Here is a 13,027-nt window from a genome sequence, read left to right on the forward strand (position 1 = left end):
TTTCAGACCTAGACTGAAGCGATGACGTCCCTGCCGCCCCTGGTCGAACCGGTGCCGGCTCTGTCCGCGACGGAAGCGGCCCGCACCGCGCGTCAGACGCTGCTGCCGGAGTTCGGTGAGATCGGCCAGCGCCGTCTCGCAGCCGCCCGTGTGCTGGTGGTGGGAGCCGGAGGACTCGGTGCACCCGTGCTGCAGTACCTGGCCGCTGCCGGGGTCGGCAGCCTGACGATCATCGACGACGACGTGGTCGAGGCCTCGAACCTGCACCGGCAGGTGATCCACTCCCATGAAGACCTCGGATCCTCCAAGGCGCAGACCGCCCGGCGGCGGGTGCTCGGGCTCAACCCCGGTGCACAGGTGCGACTGCACGAAGAGCGGCTTACCGATGACAACGCGGCCCGGATCCTCACCGGGCACGATCTGGTACTGGACGGGACCGACACCTTCGCCACCCGCTATCTGGTGGCAGACACCTGCGCGGAGTTGGCGATCCCGCTGGTGTGGGCTTCGGTGCTGCGTTTCGACGCCCAGGTGTCGGTGTTCTGGTCCGCGCCACCGGCACCCGCCGCGCCGGTCACGATGCGTGACCTGTTCCCCCGCCCGCCGGCGCCGGGCACGGTGCCCTCGTGTGCCGAGGCCGGGGTGATCGGGTCCCTGTGCGGCATCGCCGGCTCGATGATGGGCACCGAGGCGATCAAACTCATCACCGGGATGGGCCAGGTGCTGCTGGGCCGGGTCGCCGTCATCGACGCGCTCACGATGCGAGTTCACGAGGTCCCGTTGCACACCGGCCGGGGCGCCGATGAGGCCGTGCCGGCGATGGGCGCAACCGCGTCCGCGCCCGGCGCCGCAGTCGGGAACCCCCTGGGGGCGGTCCGGCCACCGGACGGGGTCACCACCCTGGACCTGGGTGCATTCCAGCAGCGCCGAGACCGGACCGACAAGGTGGCGACGGTGCTGCTGGACGTGCGCGAGCCGGATGAGGCCGCCCATGACGCGTTGCCCGGAGCAGTGAACGTGCCGATCAGCGCGCTGCTGCAGGCAGCCCGGGGGGCAGACGAGACGCAGGCGGTCACGGACCTGCTGCGCCGGGCCGGACTGGACGATGAGCAGGATGTGGTCACCTACTGCTCCGCAGGCCTTCGAGCTGCACGGGCCACCCGCCTGCTCATCCGGGCCGGCTGGACCAGTGCGGTGCTGGCCCCCGGAGCCGTGGACCACCTACGCCAGGAACCGGAACTGGTATGAGTGACCTGATCCCGGTGTCCGACCAGCGCGAGCGCATCCTGTCCGGGATGCGGCCGCTGACGGCCCAGCACCTCCCGCTGACCGAGGCCCACGGCTTACGCCTCGCCCAAGCGGTGCACGCGCGCTTCCCGGTTCCGCCATGGGACAACTCGGCCATGGACGGTTACGCCGTCCGGTTCGCCGACGTGGCCGGTGCAGCCGTAGATACCCCGGTCACGCTCGACGTCGTCGCCGACCTGCCCGCGGGCAGCGGCCTGGACCCGGCGCTCGGGCAGGGGCAGGCGGCCCGGATCATGACCGGGGCGGTGCTGCCCACCGACGCCGACACCGTGGTGCAGCTGGAGCACACCGACCGCACCGACCCGCACGGCGCACTCGCCGCGACCGTGACCATCAACCAGCACCAGACGCACGGCCGGCACGTGCGATCCGCCGGCGGGGACATGATGCCCGGGGACCTCGTCGCACCGGCCGGCACGTACCTCAACGCGACGGCCCTGGCCTCGCTGGCCTCCACCGGCCAGGGCAGGGTCGGCGTGCACCCACGGGCGAAGGTCGCCGTCATCGCCACCGGCAGCGAACTGCTGCCACCGGGCGCGGACCTGGCCAGGGGCCAGATCCCGGACTCCAACTCGTTACTCATCAGCGCGCTGGCCCGCCAGACAGGTGCCGAGGTGGTGAGCGCCGCACCGGTCGGGGACGACCCCGCCGAACTGGCCGACCACCTGGCCCAGGTTGAGCCGCAGGCGGATGTGATCGTACTGACCGGGGGAGTCAGCGCCGGCGCCTACGACCCGTTGACCCGCGTGTTCGCCGGGTCCGAGGACGTCACCTTCAGCAAGGTCGCGATGCAGCCGGGCAAGCCCCAGGCGTTCGGCCGGTACGGCGGCGCGTGGCTGTTCGGCCTGCCCGGGAACCCGGTCAGCGCATGGGTGTCCTTCCACGTGTTCGTCCGGCCGGCGCTGCAGTTGCTGCACGGTGCACCGCCGGACGTCATGTTGCCCGCCACTGTGCCGGCCCGGGCCACCCAGGGATGGCGCACCCCGCCCGTGCGGGACCAGTACCTGCCCGCCCGGGTGCGGCCCGGCGCCGATGGGCACGCCGAGATCAGCCCGGCCGCCAGGCACGGGTCCCAGTCACACCTGGTGGCCAGCCTCGCACGGGCAAACGGGTACGCCATCGTTCCCGGGCACATCGATCATGTCGAGCCCGGCGACATCGTCGAGGCCGTCGTCGAACCGGGAGGACATCTATGACCGCCTTCACCCACCTGGACCAGGCGGGCCACGCCCGAATGGTCGATGTCACCGAGAAGTCACCCACGATACGGTCGGCAACGGCCAGTGCGTTCGTGCACTGCAACGCTGAGGTGATGGGCCATCTGCACGACGGCACCGCACCGAAGGGCGATGTGTTCGCCGTGGCCAGGATCGCGGGAATCAACGCCGCCAAGAAGTGTGCGGATCTGTTGCCGCTGGCCCATGTGATCGGGGTGCACGGGGCGAACGTTGACGTCGAGCCGGCCGAGGGCGGGGTGCGCATCGTCGCCACGGTTCGCACCGCGGACCGCACCGGGGTGGAGATGGAGGCCCTCACCGCGGCGTCGGTGGCGGGCCTGGCGGTCGTGGACATGGTCAAGGGCATCGACCGGGCCACCTGGATCTCCGACGTACGCCTCGAGGCCAAGGACGGGGGCCGGTCCGGGTCCTGGCGCCGTGAGGAGGCAGGCGACGGGCCACCGGCGCCGGCGGGCGGCGCGGCGCCCGCGGATGAATCGCGGAGGACGGCATGAGTGTGCGGGTGCGGCTGTTCGCCGTCGCTGCCGAGATGATCGGGCGGACCGAGGTGCAGTCCGCCGCAGGCACGGTCGGTGACCTGCTCCGGGACCTGACCGCACACGGTGGTCCGGGCACCGGCGACGTGCTGGACCGGTGCTCGATCCTGGTCAACGGGCGCCGGTCGTCCTCGGCCCAGGATCCGGTGCCCGCCGGCGCCACCGTGGACGTGCTGCCGCCCTTCGCCGGGGGCTGACGCCCGCCCTGTGCCGGGTCGGCGCCTGGGGGTTCAGCCGCCGATGGCGTTCATCCCACGTGCAGGTTGCAGGAAGCCCGGATCGTTGATGCCGTGCCCAGCCTTCTTGGCGTCGATGCAGGCCCGCAGCACCGCGTCGATGCGCTCATCGGTGTTCAACTCCGGGTCCTCGGCCCGCACCACCGGGATGAGGTCGTACTCGTCGGTGGAGAACAGGCAGTTGCGCAACTGGCCGTCGGCGGTCAGACGCAACCGGTCGCACGCCCCGCAGAACGGGGCGGTGACCGAGGCGATCACCCCGACGTGGCTGTCGGTGTCATCGAGTCGGAACTTCTCCGCGGGAGCACCGCCACGACCCGGCACCGGGTGGAGTTCCCAGCGCTTGCCCAGGGCCGCCAGGATCTCCTCGCGAGTCACCATCTGCTTCCGGTCCCAGGTGTGGCCGGCGTCCAACGGCATCTGCTCGATGAACCGCATCTGTGCCTGCATCGACAGGGCGAATTCGACCAGGTCCACCAGTTCGTCGTCGTTGACCCCGCGCATCGCCACGGCGTTGAGTTTCAACGGGCGCAGCCCGGAGCGGGAGGCGGCCTCGATACCGGCCATCACGTCCTTGAACCGGTTGCGCCGGGTCAGTTCGGCGAAGCGTTCGGGTTGAACGGTGTCCAAACTGATGTTCAACCGGGCCAGGCCGGCATCGACCAGGGCGGTGATCACCTTGTCCAGGCCGATGCCGTTGGTGGTCATGGCGACCTGCACCGGCTTGCCGTCCGGGGTGCGAAGCGCCGCCAGTTCGGAGACCACCTGGACGATGTCGCGGCGGAGCAGCGGTTCACCGCCGGTGAGGCGGAACGTGGAGATGCCCGCCTCGGCGCAGATCCGGGCGACCCGGACGATCTCATCCACCGAGAGGATCGAGGAGCGGGCCAGCCACTCCATGCCCTGTTCGGGCATGCAATAGGTGCAGCGCAGCGAACAACGGTCGGTCAGGGAGATGCGCAGGTCCCGGTGCACCCGTGCGAAGGTGTCCACCAGTGGGCTGCCGCGCCGCGGGTCCGGGTCCGGAACCGTCCGGGGCGGGACAGGAGCGGACCCGATCGTCACCGGTACCGGCTGGGAACTCATATGCCGCTCCAGTGGCCGGCGCCATCGGCGGTGTGCTGCTTCTTCCAGACGGGCAGCTCGACCTTGATCCGTTCCACGACCTCACGCGATGCCGCATAACTCTGTGGGCGGTGCGGGCTGGCCACGCACACCACCAGGGCCAGGTCGCCCACAACCAGGTCACCCACCCGGTGACTCACCGCGATCCGCAGCGGATCGTCGCCGCCGGAGACCTCGGCCACGATACGCTCGAGCACCGACTGGGCGTCGGGATGGGCGGAGTAACTGATCGAGGTGACCGCGCCGGGCACGCCCGGGTCGTGATCGCGCACCTGCCCCACGAAGGTGGTCACCGCTCCGCACCGGGGATCGTCCACTGCGGCCATGTGTTCGGCGACGTCCAGGGTCTGCTCGGTCACCTGGATCATGTTCAGGCGTTCATCCTTGTGCGTCACCGTCATCAGTGGTCTCCTCCGCGCAATTGGTCCAGCAGGTGGGGCAGTAACGGAACCGCCACCTCGAGACCGTCGCGTACGGCACCCGAGGAGCCGGGCAGAGCGATCACCACGGTGGTTCCGATCACACCGCACGGCCCGCGGGACAGCGCGGCCGTCGGCGTGGTCCTCAGCCCGTGTGCGCGGATCGCCTCGGCCACCCCGATCAGTTCCAGTTCCAGCATGGGTGCGATCGCCTCCGGGGTGCGGTCCCGCGGACTGACGCCGGTGCCACCCAGGGTGAACACGACGTCGGCGCCGCCGTCCAGCGCCTGGGTGAGGGCGGTACGCACCGTTTCCACGCCGTCGGGCACGATCTGACGGGTCACCGCGAAACCGTGGTCGGTGAGGTGTTGTTCGACCAGCGGACCGGAGCGGTCCTCACGTTCTCCGGCCGCGCTCCGATCGGACACGGTGATCACGAAGGCCCGGGGCGTGCGCTGCTGGGTTAGCATCCTCCGAGCCTAACCCGCATAGGCGGCTCGGGGCGGGCCGGAACCTGGCTGCGCAGATCACGTTGCTCACGGTTGCCCGCAGGCACTAGACTGCGTTGTCGGTGCCTCGTGCCCGCATGCCCGGATGGCTTGTCATCCACGTGGTGTCGCGGTCGAAAGCGGGCCTGTTGTCCGGTCATTGTGATCAGACTCGGCCCGTCCCGGTCAATCCGGGTGCGGCGTGCCACGCCAGATATCCCAACAATCCCTGTCCGCAACGGAGTCCACTACTCAATGACTATCACTACCCCCGCCTCGACCAGCGTCCCGTCGGTCGCAGTCAATGACATCGGCTCGGAAGAAGACTTCCTCGCAGCCGTTGACGCGACCATCAAGTACTTCAATGACGGTGACATCGTCGAGGGCACTGTCGTCAAGGTCGACCGTGACGAGGTCCTCCTCGACATCGGGTACAAGACCGAGGGCGTCATCCTGTCCCGCGAGTTGTCCATCAAGCACGACGTCGACCCCGATGAGGTCGTCGAGGTGGGCGAGCACGTGGAAGCACTTGTCCTGCAGAAGGAGGACAAGGAAGGCCGGCTGCTGCTGTCCAAGAAGCGCGCCCAGTACGAACGTGCCTGGGGCACGATCGAGAAGATCAAGGAAGAGGACGGCGTCGTCACCGGCACCGTGATCGAGGTCGTCAAGGGTGGCCTGATCCTGGACATCGGGCTGCGCGGCTTCCTGCCCGCCTCCTTGGTGGAGATGCGCCGGGTGCGTGACCTGCAGCCCTACATCGGCCAGGAGATCGAAGCCAAGATCATCGAACTGGACAAGAACCGCAACAACGTGGTGCTGTCCCGGCGCGCCTGGCTGGAGCAGACCCAGTCCGAGGTGCGCTCCACCTTCCTGCAGACGCTGGCCAAGGGCCAGGTCCGCCCCGGTGTCGTCTCCTCGATAGTCAACTTCGGTGCGTTCGTGGACCTGGGTGGCGTGGACGGTCTGGTGCACGTGTCGGAACTGTCCTGGAAGCACATCGACCACCCCAGCGAGATCGTGGAGGTCGGCAAGGAGGTCACCGTCGAGGTGCTCGACGTGGACTTCGAGCGCGAGCGTGTCTCGCTCTCGCTGAAGGCCACCCAGGAGGACCCGTGGCAGGCCTTCGCCCGTACCCACGCGATCGGTCAGGTGGTGCCGGGCAAGGTCACCAAACTGGTGCCCTTCGGTGCGTTCGTGCGCGTGGAGGACGGCATCGAGGGCCTGGTGCACATCTCCGAACTCGCCCAGCGTCACGTCGAACTGCCCGAGCAGGTCGCGACCGTGGACGATGAGGTGTTCGTCAAGGTCATCGACATCGACCTGGAGCGTCGCCGCATCTCGCTGTCCCTGAAGCAGGCCAACGAGGGTGTGGACCCGAACAGCGACGAGTTCGACCCGTCGCTGTACGGCATGGCCGCCGAGTACGACGAGGCGGGCACCTACAAGTACCCCGAGGGCTTCGACCCGGAGACCAACGAGTGGCTCGAGGGCTTCGAGGCCCAGCGCGAGGCGTGGGAGTCCCAGTACGCCGAGGCACAGTCCCGGTGGGAGGCCCACAAGAAGCAGGTGGCCGCCGCGATCGAGGCCGATTCCGAGGTTCCGGTCGGCGAGGAGGACAGCGGTTCGTCCGCTTCCCCGTCCTCGTCCTCCAGCAGCAGCTACACCGCTGCGCCGGCCGACACCGGCGGCACCCTCGCCTCCGATGAGGCGCTGGCTGCCCTGCGGGAGAAGCTGACCGGCAACTGAGCCGTCCACGCTGATCAACACTGATCAGCCCGCGCAAGGCCCCTCACCCGGGTTCGGGTGAGGGGCCTTGCTCTGTCCGGTGGCTAGAGTGGGCGCGATGTCCACGACGACAGTGCTGATCACCGGTTTCGAACCCTTCGGTGGCCACGCCAGCAACCCCTCGCTCGAGGTGGCCACCGCGTTGCAGGATCACCCCGGCTGGGAGACCGAGGTCCTCCCCGTGGACTTCTCGCGCTGCGTGCGGCTCATCGGCGACCTGGTCAGGCGATACCGCCCGCAGGTGGTCCTCAGTCTGGGGCTCGCGCCGGGCCGGGAACGCCTTGGCCTGGAACGCGTGGCGGTCAACCTCATCGACGCGCGGATCCCGGACAACGCCGGGGAGCAGCCCGTGGACGTACCGGTGATCCCCGCGGGCCCGAGCGCCTACTTCACCACCTTGCCGGTGAAGGCGATGCGGCGGGCGATCCATGAGGTCGGCATCGAGGCAGAACTCTCCCTGAGCGCGGGCACCTACGGGTGCAACGCGGTCATGTACGCCGGGCTGCATGCCGCCGCAGGAGGGGGATGGCGCGTGGAAGGGCCGACGACGACGCGGGCCGGGTTCGCCCACCTACCGCCGGTCGAGGTGCTCGGCGTGGCCGGGGCCACCCGGGCGGTGGTCGCGGCGGTGGAGTGTGCCCTGGCCACCGAGACCGACGACGTCGTGCCTGACGGCGCGGTGGACTGAGCACGAGCACGGTGCGGAGCCGGGCGCACCACGACCGCCGCCCGAACCACTACTGTCGGAGCGTGCTCAACATCGGCCTCACCGGCGGGATCGCGGCCGGGAAGTCCACCGTGGCGGCGGTGCTGACCGCCCTCGGCGCACGCCTGATCGACGCCGACGTCCTCGCCCGGGAGGTGGTCGAGGTGGGCACCGACGGCCTGGCCCAGGTGGTGCGGGCCTTCGGGCCCGAGGTGCTGCAACCCGACGGCTCCCTGGACCGGCCGGCCCTTGGCCGGATCGTGTTCAACGACGAGGAGGCCCGCGCGCGGCTGGGGGCGGTGGTCCACCCGCTGGTCACCGACCGCACCCGGGCACTCCTGAGCCGGATGCCACCCGGGCAGATCGTGGTGCACGACGTACCGCTGATCGTGGAGAATGACCTGGCCGACCGGTATCACCTGGTCCTGGTGGCAGGAGCGGGCGAAATCGAGCGTCATCGCCGCCTGGTGACCGGGCGCGGACTCTCCGAGGCAGATGCCTGGTCGCGGATACGGGCACAGACCGACGATCAGCGCCGCCGAGCCGTGGCGGACGTGTGGCTGGAAACCGAGCGACCCAAGGCGCAGGTGCGCGGGGAGATCGAGGACCTGTGGCACACCCGGCTGGCGCCGTTCGCGCACAACATCGCGCAGAACCGGCGGGCCGAGCGTGGGCCGGGCCCCGCAATGCTGATGGAGCCTCCCGGGGGCACGGGTGCCGTAACGGGTGCCGGTCCGACCGGGCTGGATCGCCCCTGGGCCGTGCAGGCCGAGCACCTGCTTGCCCGGATCCGGCACGCCGTGGGGGAGCAGGTCGAGACGGCCGACCACATCGGTTCGACCGCGGTCCCCGGCCTGGTGGCCAAGGACGTCATCGACCTGCAGCTGGGCGTCGTAGACCTCGACGCCGCGGTGGACCTCGATGAGCCGTTACGCACCGCGGGGTTCATCCGGCACACCGCGATCGAGGGCGATGTACCCAAACCCCACGCACCCGAACCGGCGCAGTGGCGCAAACGCCTCTACACCAACGCCGACCCGGGAAGGCCGGTGAACCTGCACGTGCGGCACGTGGGTGGCCCCGGGTGGCGCTACGCGCTGGCGTTCCGGGACTGGCTGCGCGCCGACGGGGAAGCGCGGGCCGAGTATGCCGACCTGAAGCGACGCACCGTCGCCGGTACGGCCACGACCGGTGAGTATGCAGAGGCCAAGGAGCCGTGGTTCACCGCCGCCTGGCCTCGTCTGCAGTCCTGGATCGGGAAGACCGGCTGGCATCCGGGCCAAGGGTGAACCGCGACCCTGCGCCCTGCTCAGGCGAGGGTGGCCTGCAGGTGGATCTCGACCCCGGCCAGCGCCTGGGAGACCGGGCACCCGTCCTTGGCGCCCTCGGCGAGCCGCTCGAAGTCCGCGGCGCTGATGCCCTCGACCGTGCCGGTCACGCGCAGCGTGATCCCTGTGATGCCGGTGCCCGGTTCGAAGGTGACCTCGGCCCTGGTCTCCAGTGCCGTGGGGGGTGTCTCGTTGTCGGCCAACTCCTTGGCGAAGGCCATGGAGAAGCAGGAGGCGTGCGCCGCCGCGATCAGTTCCTCCGGGTTCGTGGTGCCCGCGCCCGGTTCGGCTCGTGCCTTCCAGGAGACGTCGAAGGTGCCCACCTGGGAGGTCTGCAGACTGGTGGCTCCGGAGCCGTTGAACAGGTCGCCCTTCCATGCGGTGCTCGCCTTGCTGACAACAGCCATGGTGTACTCCTCATCCGTGGATTCAGTGACGTGGCCATCCTGCCTGTTCCCCGCGCCAGGCGCAGCCGGAGCCGGCACTCAAGGCATGGCGTCCCACGTGGTGGGCACCTCACCGCAGTCGCGCCGGCGCGTCCGCAGGTCTCAGCGCACGTAGATCTGGCGCCGGCTCAGGCCCACCAGCCCCAGCCCCGCACCGAGCACCGTCAGCCCGCCCAGCCACACCAACGGCGTCGCGGCGAAGTCCTCCACCGGTAGTTGCGCCGGGTGGCTCAGCGGTGACAACTGCTGCACCCAGTCGGGCAGGTCGAGAAGGTCGCTGAAGACGCCGGCCACCACGACGAGACCCACCACTGTCCATCCGAGGGGGGCCATCAGCGTCGGAAGCCAGCCGAACAGCAACCCGCTCAGCCCGAGCACCAACAGCAGCCCGGGAAGCAGGTTGAGATGCACGCCCAGGAGGGTGCCGACCAGCGACCAGTTCCCGGTGGAGATGGCCGCACCCAGCCCGGTTCCCACACCGGCCACGATCATGATCACCGTCGCACCGAGTGCGATGACGAGCAGGTGCGAGCCTGCCCACGTTGCCCGGCTGGTGGGGGTGGCCAGCACCGCCTCGGCGCGCCCGCCGGTCTCCTCGGCTCGCAGCCCTTGGACGGCGAAGACGATGTAGGCCACGATGATGTAGGCATTGAACGCGGCGATGAACGCCAGGTAGCCCTCCATCAGTGCTTGGGAACCGAACACGTCCCGGAATGCCTCGGGCATGTCGTCGGCGGCCTCGACCATCAATTGGGTGAAGGCACCGTTGAGGACGCCCAGGGCGGTGATGGACAGCCCCCAGGCGACGACGGCGGCGAGCTGCAGCCGCGCGGCCAGGCCCAGGGGAGTGCCGAGGACGTCGCGTGCCCGCGCCGGGCCTTTCGATGACGCAAGCAGGCCTGCGCCCAGGTCCCGTCGGTGCTGTAGGGCAAAACCGGCCGCGACGGCCGCGATCGCCAGGGCGACCAGCAGGGCCAGCGGCCACCACCGGTCGTGCACGAACGGCGCGGTCTGGGAGGCCCAGCCCAGGGGCGAGGCCCACGAAAGCGCCGTGCCACCCACCGCCGCCATGTCGCCAAGGGCGCGCAACGCGAACGCCGCCCCGAGTACGGCGCCGGCCATGCCAGATGCGGGACGGCTGTTCTCGCTGAGTTGGGCGGTGACCGCGGCGATCCCGGCGAAGGCCATGCCGACCAGGGCGGTGCCCGTTCCGATCAGCAGCGAGCCCACAGCGCCATACCCTCCGGCCACCGACATCGCCGTGATGACCACCAGTACGCCGAGGTTGGCCAGCGCGGCCACGATGAGAGCCGCGGTCAGGTGCGCGTGCCGCCCGACCACGCTGGCGCGGACCAGTTCGGCCCGGCCGGACTCCTCCTCGGCCCGGGTGTGCCGGGTGATGAGCAGGATGGACATCAGTGCGGCGAGGACGAACAGGTACAGCACGTAGCCGCTGGCGAAGAATCGCTCATGGGTCAGCGCGTCCATGCCGTAGGCGGGTCCGGTGAACATCCGTCCCACGGGCTGTTCCAACAGCGGCGCCAGGGCGCCGAGTTCTTCCTCAGTGCCGGCGATCGCGGGCAGTGCGGTCGAGACGTACACGACGTACAGCCCCAAGCCGGCCACCCATGCGGGGATTCTGATCCGATCGCGTCGAAGTGCCAGGCGCACCAGGGCGGCGGTACCGGTACCCGGGCTGTTGCGTTGCACGGAGCGCTCCGCGTGTTCCGCGGGACGGGCGGTGATCGTGCTCATGACCGCTCGCCCGGCGTCTGCTCCACCCGCGCCGCGACGTCGTCCCCGTAGTGGCGCATGAGTAACTGCTCCAGGGTCGGGGGTTGGGCCACGATGGACTGCACCCCTAATGCGCTGAGGGCGCGCAGCACCTCGTCGACCCGGTCACCGTCGACATCGAAGTGCCATTGGCCGTCCTGCCGGGTCAGGTCGTGCACCCCGTGCAGTTCGCCCAGTGCTTCCGGCGAGGTCTTCGTCTCGGTGATGAACGTGGTGCGGGTCATATGCCGCAGGTCACGGAGTGATCCGCTCTCGACGATCCGGCCCTGCCGGATGATCGAGATCCGGTCCGCCAGGACCTCCACCTGGGCCAGGATGTGGCTGGAGAGCAGCACGGTGGTGCCCTGCTGGCGTGCTTCTCGGATGGTCTCCTGGAAGACGACCTCCATCAGCGGGTCCAGGCCCGCGGTGGGCTCGTCCAGGAGCAGCAACTCCACCTCGGAGGCCAGCGCCGCGATCAGCGCCACCTTCTGCCGGTTGCCCTTGGAGTAGGTGCGGGTCTTCTTCGTGGGGTCCAGGTCGAACCGCTCGACCAACCGGTCCCGGCGACGCCGGTCCACTCCGCCACGCAGGCGCGCGAACACGTCGATCGCTTCACCTCCGGTGAGTTTGGGCCAGAGTTCGACGTCACCAGGGACGTAGGCCAGGCGCCGGTGCAGCGAGACCGACTGCGCCCACGGGTCGGACCCGAACAGCCTGGCTGTGCCACCGTCGGCCCGGAGCAGGCCCAGCAGCACCCGGATGGTGGTGGATTTCCCGGCACCGTTGGGTCCGAGGAAACCGTGCACCTCCCCGGCCTCCACCCGCAGGTCGAGGCCGTCCAGCGCGCGCGTGGAGCCGAAGGTCTTGACCAGGTCGGTTGTCTCAATCACGGGATTCATCTGCGTTCCCTTTCCGTGGGGGTGTGGTGATGCCGGCGCGTAGTGCCTGGTACGCATCGGGGGTGAGGATCCCTTCGCCGAGAATCTCGGTGGCGGCGCGCAGGTAGGAGAGCGGTGGTCCGGAGCCGCCGAGCAGATCCTCACCGATGAGCCGCTCCAGGTGGTCGTGCATCACCAGCGCGCCCAACGACCACACCGTCAGCACGGCGATCATGGTGCGGGGGTCGTCGCTGTGCCGGATCATGCCCATCTGCTCGGCCTCGGCGGTTCGCTGCGTGGCGTCATCAACCATGCTGTCCACCAGGTCGTTGACGTGGTCGCTGTCCTCACCGAGGCGGCGAGCGAGGTAGCGCATCACGGGACCGTACTGCTTGAAGGCCCAGAGCGGGCCGAGGGGATCGAGGGAACTGCCGGGCGCGCCCTCGGTCTTGACCCGGTGCACCGTGTCCACGACGTATTGATCGCAGGCGAGTTGCAGCCCTTCCTTCGAACCGTAGTGGTGCACGATCAGGGCCGGGGCGACGCCGGCGCGTTCGGCGATCCGCTTGAAACTCGTGGCGCTGCTGCCGCGCTCTCCGAAGAGTTCGGTGGCAGCCTGCAGGATTCGTGACTTGCCGGCGCTGGTCTGCGGATCCTCGGTGGGATCGGGGGGTGGTGGATGCGGTGTGGTCGGCATGTCCTTACGATATGACTGAATGTTCAGTCAGCACAAGAGGTATAGCACGAGAACACGTTCC

Annotated in this window: 14 protein-coding genes; 7 read left to right on the forward strand and 7 right to left on the reverse strand. The window is 69.6% G+C overall.

Annotation, left to right across the window (positions count from 1 at the left end):
* The first annotated feature begins 21 nt into the window (after nucleotides 1-21).
* The 4 genes from ACO0LU_RS08360 to ACO0LU_RS08375 are packed head-to-tail and all read left to right on the forward strand — an operon-like array spanning nucleotide 22 to nucleotide 3,279.
* Nucleotides 22-1,248, forward strand: coding sequence for a ThiF family adenylyltransferase (locus ACO0LU_RS08360; RefSeq protein ID WP_424790912.1), 1,227 nt, complete (start codon nucleotides 22-24; stop codon nucleotides 1,246-1,248).
* Complete coding sequence (gene glp / locus ACO0LU_RS08365; protein ID WP_424790913.1) at nucleotides 1,245-2,504, forward strand: gephyrin-like molybdotransferase Glp; 1,260 nt, start codon at nucleotides 1,245-1,247, stop codon at nucleotides 2,502-2,504. The genes ACO0LU_RS08360 and glp overlap by 4 nt, the downstream gene beginning before the upstream one ends.
* Nucleotides 2,501-3,040, forward strand: coding sequence for a cyclic pyranopterin monophosphate synthase MoaC (gene moaC, locus ACO0LU_RS08370; protein WP_424790914.1), 540 nt, complete (start codon nucleotides 2,501-2,503; stop codon nucleotides 3,038-3,040). Before glp ends, moaC begins: the two co-directional genes overlap by 4 nt.
* A complete protein-coding gene (locus ACO0LU_RS08375) occupies nucleotides 3,037-3,279 on the forward strand; it encodes a MoaD/ThiS family protein (RefSeq protein ID WP_424785827.1) in 243 nt (80 codons plus the stop codon). Before moaC ends, ACO0LU_RS08375 begins: the two co-directional genes overlap by 4 nt.
* Before the next feature lie 33 nt (nucleotides 3,280-3,312).
* On the opposite strand, the gene moaA is transcribed toward ACO0LU_RS08375, so the two are convergent.
* From moaA to ACO0LU_RS08390, 3 genes are read right to left on the reverse strand one after another with little or no spacing between them, the layout of a single operon-like run.
* Nucleotides 3,313-4,404 (reverse strand): GTP 3',8-cyclase MoaA, encoded by a 1,092-nt coding sequence (moaA, locus tag ACO0LU_RS08380; RefSeq protein ID WP_424790915.1) that lies wholly within the window; start codon nucleotides 4,402-4,404, stop codon nucleotides 3,313-3,315.
* The gene (locus tag ACO0LU_RS08385) at nucleotides 4,401-4,844 is read right to left on the reverse strand and encodes a molybdenum cofactor biosynthesis protein MoaE (RefSeq protein ID WP_424790916.1); all 444 of its coding nucleotides are present in this window, start codon (nucleotides 4,842-4,844) and stop codon (nucleotides 4,401-4,403) included. The genes moaA and ACO0LU_RS08385 overlap by 4 nt, the downstream gene beginning before the upstream one ends.
* Nucleotides 4,844-5,332, reverse strand: coding sequence for a MogA/MoaB family molybdenum cofactor biosynthesis protein (locus ACO0LU_RS08390; RefSeq protein WP_424790917.1), 489 nt, complete (start codon nucleotides 5,330-5,332; stop codon nucleotides 4,844-4,846). The genes ACO0LU_RS08385 and ACO0LU_RS08390 overlap by 1 nt, the downstream gene beginning before the upstream one ends.
* Before the next feature lie 273 nt (nucleotides 5,333-5,605).
* Here ACO0LU_RS08390 and rpsA point away from each other — a divergent pair, with 273 nt between their 5' ends.
* The 3 genes from rpsA (at nucleotide 5,606) to coaE (ending at nucleotide 9,130) form a co-directional block, all read left to right on the forward strand.
* On the forward strand, nucleotides 5,606-7,096 hold the full coding sequence (gene rpsA / locus ACO0LU_RS08395) for a 30S ribosomal protein S1 (RefSeq protein ID WP_424785831.1): 1,491 nt from the start codon (nucleotides 5,606-5,608) through the stop codon (nucleotides 7,094-7,096).
* Between the two features lie 97 nt (nucleotides 7,097-7,193).
* The gene (locus tag ACO0LU_RS08400; protein ID WP_424790918.1) at nucleotides 7,194-7,823 is read left to right on the forward strand and encodes a pyroglutamyl-peptidase I; all 630 of its coding nucleotides are present in this window, start codon (nucleotides 7,194-7,196) and stop codon (nucleotides 7,821-7,823) included.
* A 62-nt stretch (nucleotides 7,824-7,885) separates the two neighbouring features.
* A complete protein-coding gene (gene coaE / locus ACO0LU_RS08405; RefSeq protein ID WP_424790919.1) occupies nucleotides 7,886-9,130 on the forward strand; it encodes a dephospho-CoA kinase in 1,245 nt (414 codons plus the stop codon).
* 20 nt (nucleotides 9,131-9,150) lie between these two features.
* On the opposite strand, the gene ACO0LU_RS08410 is transcribed toward coaE, so the two are convergent.
* From ACO0LU_RS08410 to ACO0LU_RS08425, 4 genes are all read right to left on the reverse strand, one after another.
* The gene (locus ACO0LU_RS08410; RefSeq protein WP_424790920.1) at nucleotides 9,151-9,576 is read right to left on the reverse strand and encodes an OsmC family peroxiredoxin; all 426 of its coding nucleotides are present in this window, start codon (nucleotides 9,574-9,576) and stop codon (nucleotides 9,151-9,153) included.
* 141 nt (nucleotides 9,577-9,717) lie between these two features.
* Complete coding sequence (locus ACO0LU_RS08415; RefSeq protein WP_424790921.1) at nucleotides 9,718-11,370, reverse strand: ABC transporter permease; 1,653 nt, start codon at nucleotides 11,368-11,370, stop codon at nucleotides 9,718-9,720.
* Nucleotides 11,367-12,290 carry an ATP-binding cassette domain-containing protein gene (locus tag ACO0LU_RS08420; protein WP_424790922.1) on the reverse strand — a complete coding sequence of 308 codons (924 nt, stop codon included), beginning with the start codon at nucleotides 12,288-12,290 and terminating at the stop codon, nucleotides 11,367-11,369. The genes ACO0LU_RS08415 and ACO0LU_RS08420 overlap by 4 nt, the downstream gene beginning before the upstream one ends.
* Nucleotides 12,274-12,966: a TetR/AcrR family transcriptional regulator gene (locus ACO0LU_RS08425; protein ID WP_424790923.1), complete on the reverse strand. Its 693-nt coding sequence runs from the start codon at nucleotides 12,964-12,966 to the stop codon at nucleotides 12,274-12,276. Before ACO0LU_RS08425 ends, ACO0LU_RS08420 begins: the two co-directional genes overlap by 17 nt.
* Nucleotides 12,967-13,027: the final 61 nt, after the last annotated feature.

The organism is Pseudactinotalea sp. Z1748 (assembly GCF_049725185.1).
In the GTDB taxonomy this organism is placed as follows: Bacteria; Actinomycetota; Actinomycetes; order Actinomycetales; family Beutenbergiaceae; genus CALKWS01.